Source organism: Streptomyces sp. NPDC087901 (assembly GCF_044742205.1).
In the GTDB taxonomy this organism is placed as follows: Bacteria; Actinomycetota; Actinomycetes; order Streptomycetales; family Streptomycetaceae; genus Streptomyces.
In genome coordinates this window covers 151,810-167,553 of sequence record NZ_JBIUUC010000008.1, presented here as the reverse complement: position 1 = coordinate 167,553, position 15,744 = coordinate 151,810, and the positions used below count along the sequence as shown (strand labels likewise).

Below are 15,744 nucleotides of genomic sequence, written 5' to 3'. Positions count from 1 at the left end.
GTGCGCACGGCCCCGGCTCCGTAGACCTTATTCGGAAGGAAGTCCCTTATACGTATTTACTGCTGATACGGGTTCTGGCCCTGCCCCTGGCCCTGCGTGCCCGGAGCGTATCCCGGCTGCTGCTGGGACTGGCCGAAGGGGTTGCCGTCCTGCGAGGCCACGTGCTGGGCCAGCAGCTGGTCGGCCTGCTCCTTGGGGATCTTCTGCTCGCCGCCGCAGAAGGTGCACTGGGTGGCGTACTTCGTCGAGAAGGGGAACAGCGGGACGAAGAACAGCGTGAACTTTGTCACCCGCTTGCGCAGGGTGTGCGCGGCCGGATTCCCGCACCAGCCGCAGACCAGCGTCAGGACCGCCAGTTGGTAGAGATAGCCTCGCGTACCGAAAATGATCATGTCGTGGGTCCCTTCCCCGTATTCCCCAGGAGCGCCCGGCGGCAGAGCGCCAGCAGCTTCTCGTCCTCGTATGTGTCGTGGCTGCCGCAGCCGCCGTCCATCGTGTTGTGACGGCGTACGGAGGCGAGCTCGGCGTGCAGCACGAGTGCCGCGTCCGACCCTGCACCAGCGGCCCCCGTCCGCGCCAGGCATTCGGCCACCCGAACCCTGACATGACGGTTCTTCTCCCAGGCCGCGAGCAGTATCGGAACGGACTCCTCGGCCCGTCCGGAAACCTCCCACAGAGCGATCGCCGCGTCCACCCGCAGCCACAGCTCCTCGTGCCCCAGCAGCGCCCGCAGCCGGGGCGCGGTCACGGCCGCCTGCGCGCCGAGCCGGCCCAGCGCGCTCGCCGCGGCCCGCCGGTCGCGCGCGTGCTCCGCCTGGAGCCCCTCGATCAGGACCGGCAGCACCGCCCAGGCGTCCCCGTCGACGGCCCAGAGCGTCTCGGCGGCCTCCGTGGCCCCCGCCGTACCGGGGCGGCGCATCAGCGCCCGCAGCTCCGGGACCGCGCAGTGTGCCGCGGGCCCGAACGAGCCGAGCGCCCGCAGCGCCGCCGTGCGCAGCCACTCGCCCCGGTACTCCGGCGCCCCGCGCAGGATCCGCAGCACCTCAGGCGCAGCCTCGCCCGCCCGGAGAGCGGTCAGCCCGCCGAGCAGCGGACTCGCCCGGTCGTACGCCTCCTCGTCCAGCCCGACCTCGCTCAGCCGGCGGCGCAGCACCCCGGCCAACGGCGCGGCGGCAGGCCCCAGATACCCGATGGCGAACCCCACGTCATGCGGCACCTCGGGCCGCTCCAGCGCCGCCGCGAGCGCGGGCACCACGCGGGCGTCGCCCAGCCGGGCCAGGGCCTTCACCGCGCTGCCGAGCCCCGGCGGCCCGCTCGCCCACTCCTTCACCCAGGCGCCCGGATCCGCCGCCACCCGGGCCGCCAGCGCGTCCGCCGCAGGCGCGGCCAGGCCGAAGAGCTCCTCCAGGACGTGTGAGGCGGCCTCGGCCAGTTTCGGCTCGTCCGAGGTGAGCTGCTCGCCCACGAGCCGGACGAGCTCGCCGTAGGAACCGCGCCAGGCCCGGATCAGGCCGCCGCTCATCCGGACGGCGTCGATGCGCTGCCCCGAATCGGGGCTGCACAGCTGGTCCGTCAGCAGCGCCGTCCGGTCGGCGACCCGGTCGTCGAGACCGACATGCAGGGTGCGCAGCAGATCGGCCGTCCAGGGCGCCGTACGCCCGGTCCGCTCCTCGGCCGACAGCGCCCGCAGCTGTCCCACCAGAGTCCCCGGTGCGGCCTCGACGGCCGCGGGATCAGGATCGCCGTGGGCCCCGACCGTCCGGGACCCGATGTCGGGGGACTCCGGCGCCTCGGGGGGCTCGGAGTCCCCGGAAGCGTCCGGCGTCGCGCGCAGCTGTCGCAGCAGACCCGCCCCGGGGTCCGCGGGGGCCGAGCGCAGCTGCCGCAGCAGGCCCGCCACCACCCTCACCACATCGCCCGGCAGTGCCTCGGGCGCGCACCGCGCCAGCTGGGCCAGGGCCGCCAGCCGCAGCCCCGGCGGATTCGCCTCGGCTGCCAGCCGGCTCAGCCAGTCGGCGATCCGCCCGGTCAGCGGACCGTGGCGCAGCGCCACCCGCCCGGCGGCCTCGACGAGGGCGAGACGCACCTCGTCGTCCGGTTCGACCGTCAGCCGCTCGCGCAGCAGGGTCAGGACGCGGGCGGGACTGCCGTGCAGGGTGGCCAGCGCCAGCGGGGCGGAGACCCGTACTCCAGGGTCCTCGTCGGCCATCAGCGCGAAGAAGACCCCGGCGCCCGCGCTGACGGCCGCCGCCGCCATCGCGTAGTTCGCAGCGCCCTCGGCCTCGTCCTCGCCCTCGGCCTCTCCGATGTCCTCCTCGTCGATGTCGATGCCGCCGATGCTGGTCAGCAGCTCGACGATGCCCCCGCGGTCGGGGACCGCCGGATCGACGACCAGCTCGAAGAGGAAGGGGATGCAGGCGAGCGTGCAGGCGTAGACGTCCCCCTGGTGGTGGACGGCCCCGTACATGCCGTCCAGTGCGGCCTCGCGCTCCGCCGGATCGGCGGACGCCAGGCCCTGCAGCAGCCCCGGCACATCATCGGCAGGCCCGTAGGCATGCTCCATCGAGGCCCAGTCGACCTCGTCGATCCCCGCGAACACGCCATCGCCTCCCCACGGTTTCCCACGAAGCAGTGTCTGCGCAGAGTGTGCACCACCGCTCCGACAATCCACCCGCCCCATCCCGCCTTTTGCCCTTGGACATGACAACACCTGCGGCGATGAGGTATGTCCCGGCCATGGAAGCCCTACGGAGTGTCCGGAATCGGCCGTCCCCGGTCCGGCTCGTTGAGCGGCGCGAGCAGATCGCCGTACCGCCCCAGCCGCTCCGCCATGTCACCCGCCAGGAAGACCAGCTCCCCGGGCCCGCGGCACTCCTCGATCTCCGCCCAGGTGACCGGCGCGGACACGGACGGCTCGGCCCGGGCGCGCAGCGTGTAGGGGGTGGCAGTCGTCTTCGCCGCCGCGTTCTGGCTGAAATCGACGAACACCTTGCCCGGCCGCAGCGCCCGCCTCATCCGGTGCACCACCAGTTCGGGAAGCTCCTGCTCCGCCTGGACGGCGAGCGTCTTCGCGTACGCCGACACCCGTTCGGACGCGGTGGGCTCCAGCGGTACGAGCAGATGCAGCCCCTTGGACCCGGACGTCTTCCCGTACGCCTCCAGTCCGTCCGCGGCCAGCCGCTCCCGCAGCCAGAGCGCGACCGTGCAGCACTCCACGACCGTCGCGGGCGCCCCCGGGTCCAGGTCGAACACCATCCGGTCGGCCAGCCCCGGCGTATCGGCCCGCCACTGCGGGGTGTGGAACTCCACCACCAGATTGGCCGCCCACATCAGTGAGGCGAGGTCCTGGACGACGACCTGCCGGGCCTGCTCCTTCTCGTGGTGCGGCACCGGGGCGGTGTGTACCCAGGACGGCGTACCGGGCGGCGGATTCTTCGTGAAGAACAGTTGCCCGTCCGGCCCGTCCGGATAGCGCAGGAAGGACAGGGGCCGGTCCCGCAGATGCGCCAGCAACGCCTCGGCCGCCGTGGCCGCGTAGTAGTGCAGCACCTCGCCCTTGGTGGTCCCGGTGGCCGGATACAGCACCTTGTCCAGGTTGCTGAGCGACAGCCGCCGCCCCTCCACCACTGTGATCGGCGTCATACGATAAGAATCACACGAAAAACGGATCTCTACGGAGATAGCGCACGTAAGGGGTGACCGGTGAGGTCCATATGGAACGGCGCGATCTCCTTCGGGCTGGTCAGCATCCCGATCAAGCTGGTCAACGCCACTGAGAACCACTCGATCTCCTTCCGTCAGGTCCACCTCACCGACGGCGGCCGCATCCGCTACCGCAAGGTGTGCGAGCTGGACGGCGAGGAGCTGACCGCAGGCGACATCGGCAAGGCGTACGAGGAAGCGGACGGCTCGCTGGTCCCGATCACCGACGAGGACCTCGGCTCGCTGCCGCTGCCCACCGCCAAAACGATCGAGATCGTCGCCTTCGTGCCGGCCGACACCATCGACCCGCTCCAGATGGACGCGGCGTACTACCTCTCCGCCAACGGCGTGCCGGCCGCCAAGCCGTACACGCTGCTGCGCGAGGCGCTGAAGCGGAGCCAGAAGGTCGCCCTCGCCAAGTACGCGCTGCGCGGCCGGGAGCGCCTCGGCATGCTGCGGGTCGTCGACGACGTGATCGCGATGCACGGCCTGCTCTGGCCGGACGAGATCCGGGCCCCCGAAGGGGTCGCCCCGGAGGCCGACGTGTCGGTCCGGGACGCCGAACTCGACCTCGCGGACGCGCTGATGGACACGCTCGGCGAAGTCGACATGGACTCGCTGCACGACGACTACCGCGAGGCGGTCGAGGAGCTCGTCGCGGCCAAGGCCTCCGGCGAGACCCTTCAGCCGGCCGCGGCCGACGAATCCGGCGGCAAGGTCATCGACCTGCTCGCGGCCCTGGAGAACAGCGTCCGGGCGGCGAAGGAGGCCCGCGGCGAGGAGGAGGGTGAGGCGGACGAGGGTGAGGCGGACGAGGAGAAGGCGCCGCCTGCGAAGGTCACCTCGATCGCGGACCGCAAGGCATCGGGCTCCACCACCCGCAAGACCCCCACGGGCAAGTCGGTGTCGCGCGCCGGGTCCGGCGGGGCCCGGAAGGCCGCTTCCTCCTCGCCCAAGGCCTCGGGGGCGAAGAAGTCCACGGCGGGTGCGAGCAAGGCGGCGGCGAAGAAGAGCGCGTCCGGCAGCCGGTCCGGCGCGAAGAAGACCGCGTCGAAGACCGGCACGGCCAAGAAGACGACGGCGGCCAAGAAGCAGAGCGGCACCAAGGCCGCCTCGCGCAAGCGGGCCTCCGCGTGACCGAGCCGGCCCGGCTGCCAAGGCAGCCCGCGTAAGCGAGCTGTCCCGGCGCGTAGACAGCGGCTGGATCACCTCGCCACCGGCGTGCCGGTAACAGACCGAGCGGCCGCCACCGGAACGAATCCCGTGGCGGCCGCCCCCCGTCCCGTATCCCGGGCTCAGCGCCTGCGGTACGAGCTCACATAGCCGGAGGCCGGCGTACCGACACCCGTCACGTCGTCGTATCCCCGCACCGCCGACAGCGAGGCGTCCTTGCCGAGGCTCCGCACCGAGGTCCGCAGCCCGTCCACCGCGTCGTACCCGTTGACGAAGTCCACCCGGGCGACCGCGAGATCATGGCCGGCACCCAGCGGGTGGTCCGTCACGTCGTGGTATGCCTTCGAGCCGTAGCGGGCGTAGATCGCCGGGTTGGCGAAACCGATCGGACGCCCGTGCTGCGCCTGCTGCGCCAGGGCCTGGACACCGGCGATGACCGGCGCCGCCAGCGACGTACCGCCGATGCGGTACTCGTCGTAGCCCAGCGAGCCGTCCGGCAGCGTCTGGGTCTGGCCCACGAGGAAACCGGTGTTCGGGTCGGCGACGGCCGCGATGTCCGGAGCCGTGCGCATCCGGGTCTTCCCGTTCGCCTTGGCCAGCGAGTCCGGCACGGTGCCGCGCTGGTAGAACGGCTGCTTCACGGTGGAGCTGGTGCCGCCGCCCGCGCCCGAGGTGTAGGCGCCGGGGAAGCCGGTCCAGCTCTTGCCGTCAGCCGCAAGGAGCGCGTTCTTCGTTCCCCAGCCGGTCTCCCACTGGTACGTGTCGTTCTTGCCGACAGCCAGTGACGTACCGCCGACGGAGGTCACCCAGGCGGAGTTGGAGGGGACGTCGATCTGCTTGGTACCGGTGGACGCGACGTTGTCGCCGTCGTCGCCGGACGAGAAGTAGAAGCCGATGCCCTCGACCGCGCCCATCTTGAACACCTGGTCGTAGGCGAGCGCCAGATCGGGCGTCTGGTTGGCCTCGATGTCGCCCCAGGAGTTGGAGACGATGTCCGCGAGCCGGTGGTCGACGACCTTGTTCAGCGAGTCCAGCAGGTCGTTGTCGTAGCAGGACGCACCGCCCACGTAGACGATGCCGGCGTCCGGCGCGACCGCGTGCACGGCCTCGACGTCGAGGGTCTCCTCGCCGTACCAGCCGGAGGCCCCGCACTCCTCGGTCTTCGTGTAGTCGTCCGGCAGCACCTGGCTGAGCTGTCCGCGCCGGTAGGGCGCGTCGCCGTTGCGCTTCGCGTACTCGGCGGCGTCCTCCGCGATGGTGGGGGAGGCGTACGCGTCGGTGATCGCGACGGTCACCCCCTTGCCGGTGAAGCTGCCGGCCCCGTACGCGGCGCGCAGCTGCTTGCCGGTGTAGCCCTTGACCGCGTACGGCACCTTGGCCCCGTACGCGCTCGGCAGGGTGGAGGCCGTCGCCGACCCGAAGTACGAGGAGAACGGCCCCGAGTTGCGGAACACCGCGTCCGGCGGCGGCAGCACCTCGTCGTGACTCGACTTGTGCGGGGCGTTGTCCAGGCCGGAGACGGCGAGCACGGCATCGCTCAGCGCGGCCGGCACCGAGGCGGTGGAGGCCGGGGCGCGGTAGGTGCGGCTGCCCTTGCGGTAGTTGCGCAGCTGGGTGCTGAACGCCTTCTCGGTCTGCGCCGCTTCACCGGTGGCCGAGACGTAGTGCTGGTTGGCGCCGGTGACGGTCAGCCCGCTGGACCGCAGCCACTGGCTGACCTGGTCGATCTGCTCCTGGGTGGCCCCGAACCGGGCCTGCGCCTTTGCGGCGCTCAGGTACTTCCCGTACGACGGCGACTGCGGGTCGGACACGGCGGCCGCGTAGGCGGCCAGCCCCTTCGCGTCCCGTCCTGCGAGATGAACCCGGACGGCGACCTTCGCGCTGTCGGCCGTGGCTCCCTGGTCGGCCGTGGCGGTGGCCCAGGCCGGCTTGGTGCCCTGCAGCGCGTCCCGGCCGCTCGGCGCGGAGTCCGCGCTGGCGTTGGGTATCCCGAGGGCGAGCGCACCGGCGAGCAGCGGCAGTGTCGCTGCCATGCTCAGCCCGGCGCGTCGTCGGGCGCGGCTGATTCTCAAAGTAACCCCCTGCGATGTGGGTCTCGCGTGTGGCGCATGTGCCGAATGATGTGCACATGTAATGCGCCACTCTGGCGAGGAACGCCTCATGTATGGGGCATGTAATGACCAAGAATCGACCAAGGGGCTTTCTGTGGAGGAGAGTTCGCGCCGAATAGCGAGGGATCGGTCGGTTACCACCCGATGGCTCCCGACAGATCCGGATGGCTCGGAGCGCCGGCAAGGCGGAGCCGCCTCCCCGACCGGACCGAATACCGGGCCACAGAAGGCGCCGCCCAGTAAGGTACGAGACGCTGCGACTGGCGCGCACCCCTGCCGGGGTGCTCAGTGGAATCGACCACGAGGGAGCAGCACACTCCGGGCCTGCCCGGGGGCGTCATCGCCGGAGAGCCGTCCGCCTGGGCATCCGGGTCCACGCCGCAGCAATGCGACCGACCCGGGAGGACCCCGTGACCGCATCCGTACCCTCGCACCCCCGCCACCCCGCCCTGGCGGCAGCCGATCCGGAGCTCGCCGCACTGGTGGCCGCCGAGGAACAGCTCCAGGCCGACACCCTCCGCATGATCCCCAGCGAGAACTACGTCTCCGCAGCCGTGCTCGAAGCATCGGGCACGGTCCTCCAGAACAAGTACTCCGAGGGCTACCCCGGCAAGCGCTACTACGAGGGCCAGCAGATCATCGACCAGGTCGAGACCCTCACGGCCGAGCGGGCCAAGGCGCTCTTCGACATGGACCACGCCAACGTGCAGCCCTACTCCGGCTCACCGGCCAACCTCGCCGTCTACCTGGCCTTCCTCAAGCCCGGCGACACCGTGCTCGGCATGTCGCTCCCCATGGGCGGCCACCTCACCCACGGCTGGGGCGTCTCGGCCACCGGCACCTGGTTCAACGGCGTCCAGTACGGCGTCCGGCGCGACACCGGCCGAATCGACCTCGACGAGGTCCGCGACCTGGCCCTCGCCGAACGCCCCAAGCTGATCTTCTGCGGCGGCACGGCGGTCCCCCGCGAGATCGACTTCGCGGGATTCGCCGAGATCGCCCGCGAGGTCGGCGCGGTCCTGGTCGCGGACATCGCCCACATCGCGGGCCTGATCGCCGGCGGCGCCCACCCCTCACCCGCCCCGCACGTGGACGTGGTCTCCACCACCACCCACAAGACCCTGCGCGGTCCGCGCGGCGCGATGCTGCTGAGCCGCGCCGAACACGCCCGCGCCCTCGACCGCGCCGTCTTCCCGGGCCTCCAGGGCGGCCCGCACAACCAGACCACGGCGGCGATCGGCGTGGCCCTGCGCGAGGCCGCCGCGCCGGACTTCCGCACCTACGCCCACGACGTGGTGACCAACGCCCGCACGCTGGGCGAGGAACTGGCGGCCCGCGGCTTCGACCTCGTCTCGGGCGGCACGGACAACCACCTGCTGCTGATCGACCTCACGAGCAAGGACGTCCCGGGCAAGACCGCGGCCAAGGCGCTGGACCGCGCCGGCATCGTCGTCAACTACAACACCGTCCCGTACGACCCCCGCAAGCCCTTCGACCCTTCGGGCATCAGGATCGGCACCCCGGCCCTGACCTCACGGGGCATTCCCGCATCGGAGATGGCGACGGTCGCGGGCTGGATCGACCGCGTGGTCGGTGCGGCCCGCACCGGCGACGAGTCCACCATCACGGCGGTCCGCGCCGAGGTGAAGGCCCTGATGGACGGGTACCCGGCACCGGGGCTGCCGGTGGCGTGAGCCGACGGGGCTCTGTCAGCCCAGCTCGCCGATGAACGCGCGCCAGGCGTCGGCGCCGAAGGCGATCACGGGGCCGGTGGGGCGCTTGCTGTCGCGGACGGGGGCGAGGTGGGGCACGTTGTGCCCCACCTCGACGCACTCATTGTTGCCACCGCTGTACGTGCTCGTGCGCCACCTCGCGCCCGAGAGGTCCGGCGTACTGCGGTGTGCGCTTCTCATGCTCTGTGCTCCTTGGCCCGGCGATGGATGACAGCGCGGGACTCTGTCGGGGAGAGTGCGGACGTACGTGCGGCGTCGAACAGGGCCTGGTAGCGGGAGACATCCGCTTCCCGCTCCAGCCACATGGAGCCCGACGGATTGTCGGCCAGTACCACGTCGAGCGCCCCCTCCTCGGGAAATCCCAGCACTACGTACGGGCCGAACATACTCGCATGGGCTCCACGGGAGAACGGCAGCACCTGCACCGTCACGTTGGGGTTCTCGGAGCTGGCCAACAAGTGCTCCAACTGCGCGTTCATGACCTCCGCGCCCCCGACCTGCTGGAGGAGGACCGCCTCGGAAAGCACCGCCCACACGTGCAACGGCTGCTCGTCCGAAAGGCGTTCCTGCCGGGCCAGGCGTACTTGGACGAACTTGTCGATCTCATCCGCTGTCTCCCACTGCCGGGAGGCCACGGTCACGGCGCGAATGTACTCGGGCGTCTGAAGCAGCCCGGGGACGAGCTGAGCCTGAAAGGTGCGGATCGAACCCGCCATCGCCTCCAGGGCGATGTAGTCCCGGTAGGTGTCGGCGAGGACCGACCCGTACTGGTTCCACCACCCCTCCCGGCGCCTGCGGTTGGCCTTACGGGCCAGAGCGCTCAGGCGATCGCGGATCTCCTGGTCGGATACCTCGTATGCATGCAGCATCGCGGTCAGGTCAGGCAGGCGGACCGCGACGCGGCCGTTCTCGATGCGACTGATCTTGCCCTTGGTGCAGTCGAGCGCCTCTGCCGCTTGGGCGGTGGTCAGCCTCGCGGTTTCCCGCAACCGGCGCAGCTCATCGCCGAGTTGGCGTCCAAGGACGGTTGATGGGGTAGCGGTGGTGCGCTTCGCAGGCATGAGAACACCTTTAGCAAAGTGACGGCTCGGAGGAGGCGAGGTTACTCGAAAGAAGGAATATCGGCATGATGCCGGTCGGCAACGTTGCAGATTCGCATGCTGCTCGTCCATTCTGATGGCCACAGGGATGGCGCCGCACGATATGAACTGCCCATCCCTCCAGAGGATTCCGACCGATGTCGACCTTCTTGGGGCTGCCGTGACTACACCGAACGAAGCGACCTTCAGGCTCTCCCGCTGCCGCAGCAGCGTCCCCAGGGCGAGAGCCGCACTCCGCGCCAAGCTGGGAGAGTGGCGGGCCGGTCAATCAATCGCCGAAGAAGGCGAGTTGGTGCTCTCCGAGCTGGTGACCAATGCGGTGCGTGTACCCGTCCCCGGTGACCGGCTGGTGGGCGTACGCATCGAGTGCCGGGGGAGGGGCGAGTTCCTGCGGCTGGAGGTGAGCGATGCGGGCGCGGGCCGGCCGGAGGTGCAGCGGCCCGGCGAGCTGGACAAGAGCGGACGCGGGCTTCTGCTCGTCAAGGCCCTGGCTCACCGTTGGGGCGTGGACGAACGCCGGGCCGGGATCGGCAAGACGGTCTGGGCGGAGCTGCTGGCACCCGGGGCCGACCCCGCACCCGCCGAGGCGCAGATCGCGGCGGTATCCGTCCAGCCAGGCCAATGCGTACGCGTGTGGGGCGGTTGGCACACGGTCCGCGCGGTCCGGAGCGAGCGATACGCGTCGGGAGGGCTGGCGGTCGTCATCGTCCTGAGCGATGGAGGTCCGGCTTTACGGCTGCACGCCGCCGAGCCGCTGACCGTACGAACAGCGGCCCCGACCGGTCCGGTGATCTCATCGTGAGGGCGCTGTGGAAGAGGCTGTTCCGGCGCCAAGTGCACGACCAGGGACCGCGATTCAGGGGCACGCTGGCACAGGTCGTCGACGGCCGACCGGTCGTGATCAGCAGGGCGGGCCGGCCGGTGGAGAGGGCGCTGCCGCCATGGCCGCAGGTGCGGCGGCCGGGCCGGGGCTCGCTCCGGGGCCGTATCCGTATCCCTGCCGACTTCGACTACGCGCACGCCTCGGTGGCCGACGCTCTGGGGATGGGCTGATGCGGCTTCTGCTCGACACACCCGTGGTGATGTGGTGGATCGCCGACTCGCCTCAGCTGTCCGCCTCGTTCAAGGAACTCCTGGAGACCGAACCCGCCGTGTACGTCAGCGCGGTGTCGCCCTGGGAGATCACCGTCAAGCAGTTCCTCGGCAGCTTCGAAGGCCCCGGAGACCTGGCCGAGCAGGTACGGGATCTCCAGTTCAGGGCACTTCCCATCACGGCCGCGCACGGCGTGCGGGCAGGCCGGCTGCCGATGGTGCACACCGATCCCTTCGACCGGATACTGATCGCGCAGGCGCAGGCCGAAGGGCTGTCGCTGGTCACCCGGAACCGCTGGATTCCGCAGTACGACGTACCGGTCATGCCGGTCTGATCTGCACGACCGTCCGAATCCGCGGCGAAAGAGCGTCTTGTGGGGCTGCTCGCCCATGCCACCTGAAGGGGCGTGCCCCGCGCTGGCGCGCCAACTCACCGGCGCTGCCCACAGTCCGGTCGCTCTTGGTGACTCTGAACCGGTGCTGAGGCTGACAATGAGACTTTTCAGCGCAGCCGTCCTCACTCTGGAGAGGCAACGCTGAAGAACCTCAATGCTGGAGAGAAAAATATCCGGAAGATGAGGACTGCAAGATGCCGCCCCCGTGGGGGGCGTTGAGGCCGCGAGATGAGGCAGGTTTGAAACGAAACGAGTGGGCAAGGCAGGTGCTGAGTCGATTCGGTGATGTGGAGTGGTTCAGGTCACCGGTGGAGCGCCATCCCATTTATGGCTATCTCCAGGTTGCATTCGTCGGGTGGCGCTACGCAGAACCTCATGAAGAGCTGAAGGCGGTGTTCGATTCGGCCGTGCGGGAAGCACCCAAGCAGGTTGACTGGACATTCATACCGGCCAGGAACTGGATGATCGCACCCACCCGCCTCATCCAAAAGGCGGGACCGGATCGCCAGAACTTCAACGAAGCGATGGACGCGATTCGAGAGTGCGATCAAGAATTCTGTGCGGCGACGGCTGAAGATCTTGAGAGGGTCTTTCGGGCGCTGTCGGAGGCCTCTGCTGGTGACGTCCTTTGACGGATTGCTATCGACGCGCAGCGGAGTAAGGGAGGGTGAAATGCAGGAAATCCCCGTCGCTCCATGGATGCGCGTCATCAGGGCAGGTGGTGGCCTGTATCTAAAAGGACTCCACATTCGGTCTCGCGCTACGGGTTGGGGAATTTTGCCCACCCGGCACTTAAATGGCAGCTTCGGAAGTCCTTCCGGGGAGTGAGCGAGTACCTGGACCGCACCGGTTGCACCCAGAACAACGTGGGAATCCCACCGCAACCGCACACCATGCATCACCCATGAGGGCTGGCCGTCTGGATGTCTCGTACCTCAGTAATGCGGAATTCGTCGTGACACCCACTCCTGGCAGCGCGTCGGCTCCCGAACTCTCCGGCGGCGATTGTTCGGGGCGGAGCACTATAGTTCGATCGGATGGGCAAGGCGACTGGGAAGTAGGCCGCATGCTGGGCGAGTTGGACGACTTCTGTACGAAGGTGCTGGCCGACCACGGCTGCGCGTCGGTCTCCCTGGCGGTAGTCGAACGCGGTGAGCTTGTGCACACCCGGGCCTACGGCCAGGCGGACGTGGCCGGCCGGCGGCAGGCCACGCCGGAGACGGTTTACGGTCTTGCCTCCATCACCAAGGCATTCACCGCCACAGCCGTCTGCCTGGCTGCCGACGAGGGCCTGTTGGACCTCGATGTCCCGATTCCTGGCGGCTACCGATGGACCGCGCCGACGCCACGCCAACTGCTCCAACACCGAGGCGGGTTCCCGGCGTTCTACAACTTTCACTACGAATCCGGACCTCTGCCGATCGACATCGGCCGATATCGCACACTTGTTCGCGAGCCGGGTACCGACTTCGAGTACTCCAACATCGGCTACCACGAGCTGGGCAGGTTGTTGGAGGCCGCGTCCGGCCAGGACCTGGCCGTCTTCCTGCGCGAGCGGATCGTCGAGCCGTTGGGCCTGACCAGTTTCGGGTTCGGGTCGGTCTATGCCGGGCCGGCGCCCGTCGCCCAGCGCTACGCTGCCGACGGGCGCGCGTATGCCACCTGCCACAGCGGCCACCCGGCCGCCGGGGCCGGCTGGGCAACCGCCGGCGACGTCGCGCTCTTCGCTCGGACCGCCTCCCGACTGCTCCGGTCCGCCACTGTCGAGGCCATGTACGACGCAGTGCCGATCAACGAGCACCTCGGCTACGGGCTCGGCCGGATAGTCTCGCGCGGCGCCGGGGCCGTGGTCCGCAGCCACGGCGGCGGCATGGGTGGCATCGCCGCGATGATGATCGATATCCCTGAGCGCGAGCTCTCGGCCGCTGTTCTGGCCAACTCCACCAACAAGGCGGCCCGCGACGCCGTCGTCGACCATTTGATGGGTGCCCTGGCACCCGGCTTCCACAGCGATCAGCTCAACCCGATCACCGAGCGGACCCGCCCGATGGCGCTGGCGCAGGGCGAGTGGGCCGGGGAGATCAGCACTGCGGAGGGAGACATCCCGCTGTGGATCAGGATCCGGGCGGGCGGGCAGGTGGAGGTGCGGCTTGCGGACGGCCCGCCGGTCACTGTGTCGGCCGTCGCCTCCCAGCGTTGGAACCTGCGCGTGAGTGCTCCATTGCAACTGCCCACCGCCGACGCCCGGCTGAACAGCCCAAGCTTCGGTCTCGAACTGAGCGCCGAGCAGGACCGGCTGGTGGGCCGAGCCATAGCCTTCAAGGACGGCGACCGGGATGGCTGGCTGGGCGCCTACCTGGTCCACCCCTGCGTGCTGCGGTCCCACTGACGCCGGGGCGCGGCTCGGCGGTGCTCGCACTGAGGAGTGCGGCGCTTACAGCCTGCCCGCCGATGGACACCGCAGCAGCGAGCGGCTCTTTGGGAACATGAAGGAGACCACATGGAAAAGACCGCATGAAAAAGACCCTCTGCCTAGTGTTTCCACTGGCGAGAGGGTCTTTTCGGCACTTCTTGCGAAGTGCCCCCGGCAGGATTCGAACCTGCGCTCCCGGCTCCGGAGGCCGATGCTCTATCCCCTGAGCTACGGGGGCGTATCGCTGTGTTGCTCTGCGACGGGTGAAACACTACCAGCTTCCGCCGAGTGCCCGTGAACAGGTATTTCCGCGTCGTCGCCGGGGTGGCCCGCAGCCCGGCTCCGTCGGTCGCACACACATCCGGCCACCCCGCGCGCCACCCGTCCGGGGACGGAAGAGGGCAAAACCCGGACGCAGGCACTCCGCCCCGCCTACTCTCGAAGGGTGTCAGGGGCGTGCGGCCGCGTGCTTGTTGTCGACGACAACAAGGTCATCCGGCAGTTGATCAGGGTCAATCTCGAGCTGGAGGGCTTCGAGGTCGTGACCGCGGCCGATGGTGTCGAGTGTCTGGATCTGGTCCATCAGGTCAGGCCCGACGTGATCACGCTCGACGTCGTGATGCCCCGGCTGGACGGGCTGCAGACGGCCACCAGACTGCGCTCCGATCCGTGCACCCGGCATCTGCCCGTGGCGATCATCAGCGCCTGCACGCCGTACGAGGTGGACAACGGTGTCGCGGCAGGCGTCGACGCGTTCCTCGCCAAACCCTTCGAGCCGAGCGAGCTGGTGCGGGTCGTACGGCAGTTGATGGAGCGCGGGCGGCCGCCGGTGCTCGACGGCAGGCAGGGGGCCGGGCGGGCGGAGAGTGCCACCGGCTGACCGGATGGCGAAACGCGTTCGCGAAAGGCCCCCCTCCCTCGCCTACGCTTGTCCCGTGACCCCCGCCGATCTCTCCGCGACCGTGCTGCACGCCGTGCGCCGCGCCGTGGACGAGCACGCCCTGCGCGCGCCCGTGCCCGCGCGCGTGCGAGTGGAGAGGACGCGGCCCGGCGGCCGCGGCGACTACGCCAGCGCCGTCGCCCTCCAGCTGGCCGGCCCCGCCGCGCTGACCGCGCGGGAAGTGGCCGAGATCCTGCGGGAGCGGGTGGCCGGTGCGCCCGGGATCGGGCGGGTCGAGATCACCGGGCCCGGGTTCCTGAACTTCACGCTCGACGCCACCGCAGACGCCGCCGCGCACCGCGCGCTGATGTCCCGGGTGCGCGAACAGGGCCTGCGGTACGGGCACGGCGACGCACTCGCCGGGGACCTGCTGCAATTCAGCCACCCTCGCGAGGTCCGGGCCGCGGTCACCGCCCACGCGGTGAGCGGGCTCACGCGGGCGCAGGGTGCGCGCGTGGCCGTCACCTGCGACGAGGCGCCCGACCCGGACTGGGCGCGGCTGGGCATCGCCGCGGACGCCGGGGGGCCGCCCCCCGCGCCCCGTGCGGAGATACGGCCCGTCCCGGCCGGTGCCACAGCCGGCGAGCTGCTCGACCGGCTCGGACCCGATGCCACCCGCTGGGGGCTGCTGCGGCCCGCGGGCCACGACCGCGCCCCCCTCGGCGACGACCTCCTCGTCCAGGGTGAGGACAACGCGCTCTTCCTGGTCCGCTACGCCCACGCCCGCGTCCACGCGCTGACCCGCGGTGCGGCGCTCCTCGAATTCACCGGTGCCCTGGGCCAGGACCCCGACGACATCCCCGGCGCCGAGGCCCTCGCGCTGCTCGCCCTCCTCGCCGACCACCCCGCCGTGCTCGCCGCCGCCGCACGCCACCGCGCCCCCGACCGGCTGGCCCGGCACCTCGAAGCGGTCGCGCACGCCTTCCTCGCCTTCCATGACGCCGCCTCACCGCTTCCCGTCGGGGACGAGAAACCCTCGGCCGCCCACCGCTCCCGGCTCGCCCTCACCGAGGCCGCCGGGACGGTGCTGGCCGGCGGCCTGTCCCTGCTCGGTATCAGCGCACCCCAACACCTCTGAGAGACCC

At 70.3% G+C, this 15,744-nt stretch carries 15 protein-coding genes, 1 tRNA gene and 1 riboswitch; of the genes, 9 read left to right on the top strand and 7 right to left on the bottom strand.

What is annotated here, in order from left to right:
• Positions 1-56: 56 nt before the first annotated feature.
• The 3 genes from ACIOEW_RS24555 to ligD form a co-directional block, all read right to left on the bottom strand.
• The gene (locus tag ACIOEW_RS24555) at positions 57-392 is read right to left on the bottom strand and encodes a zinc-ribbon domain-containing protein (RefSeq protein ID WP_393060474.1); all 336 of its coding nucleotides are present in this window, start codon (positions 390-392) and stop codon (positions 57-59) included.
• Positions 389-2,599 (bottom strand): HEAT repeat domain-containing protein, encoded by a 2,211-nt coding sequence (locus ACIOEW_RS24550; RefSeq protein WP_362545081.1) that lies wholly within the window; start codon positions 2,597-2,599, stop codon positions 389-391. Before ACIOEW_RS24550 ends, ACIOEW_RS24555 begins: the two co-directional genes overlap by 4 nt.
• Before the next feature lie 146 nt (positions 2,600-2,745).
• Positions 2,746-3,642: a non-homologous end-joining DNA ligase gene (gene ligD, locus ACIOEW_RS24545; protein ID WP_362545078.1), complete on the bottom strand. Its 897-nt coding sequence runs from the start codon at positions 3,640-3,642 to the stop codon at positions 2,746-2,748.
• Between the two features lie 60 nt (positions 3,643-3,702).
• Between ligD and ACIOEW_RS24540 the strand changes: the two genes are divergently transcribed.
• Positions 3,703-4,839, top strand: coding sequence for a Ku protein (locus ACIOEW_RS24540; RefSeq protein WP_401965931.1), 1,137 nt, complete (start codon positions 3,703-3,705; stop codon positions 4,837-4,839).
• A 158-nt stretch (positions 4,840-4,997) separates the two neighbouring features.
• Here ACIOEW_RS24540 and ACIOEW_RS24535 read toward each other — a convergent pair whose 3' ends face one another.
• The gene (locus tag ACIOEW_RS24535; RefSeq protein ID WP_401965928.1) at positions 4,998-6,908 is read right to left on the bottom strand and encodes a protease pro-enzyme activation domain-containing protein; all 1,911 of its coding nucleotides are present in this window, start codon (positions 6,906-6,908) and stop codon (positions 4,998-5,000) included.
• A 324-nt stretch (positions 6,909-7,232) separates the two neighbouring features.
• Positions 7,233-7,358, top strand: a riboswitch (ZMP/ZTP riboswitch).
• A gap of 38 nt (positions 7,359-7,396) precedes the next feature.
• Between ACIOEW_RS24535 and glyA the strand changes: the two genes are divergently transcribed.
• Positions 7,397-8,680, top strand: a complete 1,284-nt coding sequence (gene glyA / locus ACIOEW_RS24530; protein ID WP_401965926.1) for a serine hydroxymethyltransferase — start codon at positions 7,397-7,399, stop codon at positions 8,678-8,680.
• 15 nt (positions 8,681-8,695) lie between these two features.
• Here glyA and ACIOEW_RS24525 read toward each other — a convergent pair whose 3' ends face one another.
• On the bottom strand, positions 8,696-8,899 hold the full coding sequence (locus ACIOEW_RS24525; protein ID WP_401965924.1) for a DUF397 domain-containing protein: 204 nt from the start codon (positions 8,897-8,899) through the stop codon (positions 8,696-8,698).
• A complete protein-coding gene (locus ACIOEW_RS24520) occupies positions 8,896-9,780 on the bottom strand; it encodes a helix-turn-helix domain-containing protein (protein WP_401965922.1) in 885 nt (294 codons plus the stop codon). Before ACIOEW_RS24520 ends, ACIOEW_RS24525 begins: the two co-directional genes overlap by 4 nt.
• Positions 9,781-9,979: 199 nt before the next feature.
• Here ACIOEW_RS24520 and ACIOEW_RS24515 point away from each other — a divergent pair, with 199 nt between their 5' ends.
• The 5 genes from ACIOEW_RS24515 (at position 9,980) to ACIOEW_RS24495 (ending at position 13,695) form a co-directional block, all read left to right on the top strand.
• Positions 9,980-10,621: an ATP-binding protein gene (locus ACIOEW_RS24515; RefSeq protein WP_401965920.1), complete on the top strand. Its 642-nt coding sequence runs from the start codon at positions 9,980-9,982 to the stop codon at positions 10,619-10,621.
• Positions 10,618-10,872 (top strand): type II toxin-antitoxin system Phd/YefM family antitoxin, encoded by a 255-nt coding sequence (locus ACIOEW_RS24510; protein ID WP_401965917.1) that lies wholly within the window; start codon positions 10,618-10,620, stop codon positions 10,870-10,872. Before ACIOEW_RS24515 ends, ACIOEW_RS24510 begins: the two co-directional genes overlap by 4 nt.
• Positions 10,872-11,246, top strand: coding sequence for a type II toxin-antitoxin system VapC family toxin (locus ACIOEW_RS24505; protein ID WP_401965915.1), 375 nt, complete (start codon positions 10,872-10,874; stop codon positions 11,244-11,246). Before ACIOEW_RS24510 ends, ACIOEW_RS24505 begins: the two co-directional genes overlap by 1 nt.
• A 299-nt stretch (positions 11,247-11,545) precedes the next feature.
• Entirely contained in the window at positions 11,546-11,938 is a 393-nt protein-coding gene (locus ACIOEW_RS24500) for a hypothetical protein (RefSeq protein WP_401965914.1), read from the top strand.
• Between the two features lie 434 nt (positions 11,939-12,372).
• Complete coding sequence (locus ACIOEW_RS24495; protein ID WP_401965911.1) at positions 12,373-13,695, top strand: serine hydrolase domain-containing protein; 1,323 nt, start codon at positions 12,373-12,375, stop codon at positions 13,693-13,695.
• 190 nt (positions 13,696-13,885) lie between these two features.
• Here ACIOEW_RS24495 and ACIOEW_RS24490 read toward each other — a convergent pair.
• A tRNA-Arg gene (locus ACIOEW_RS24490) sits at positions 13,886-13,957 on the bottom strand.
• A 228-nt stretch (positions 13,958-14,185) separates the two neighbouring features.
• Between ACIOEW_RS24490 and ACIOEW_RS24485 the strand changes: the two genes are divergently transcribed.
• Positions 14,186-14,599, top strand: coding sequence for a response regulator (locus ACIOEW_RS24485; RefSeq protein WP_401965910.1), 414 nt, complete (start codon positions 14,186-14,188; stop codon positions 14,597-14,599).
• Between the two features lie 55 nt (positions 14,600-14,654).
• Positions 14,655-15,737, top strand: a complete 1,083-nt coding sequence (gene nrtL / locus ACIOEW_RS24480) for an ArgS-related anticodon-binding protein NrtL (protein ID WP_401965907.1) — start codon at positions 14,655-14,657, stop codon at positions 15,735-15,737.
• Positions 15,738-15,744 lie beyond the last annotated feature (7 nt).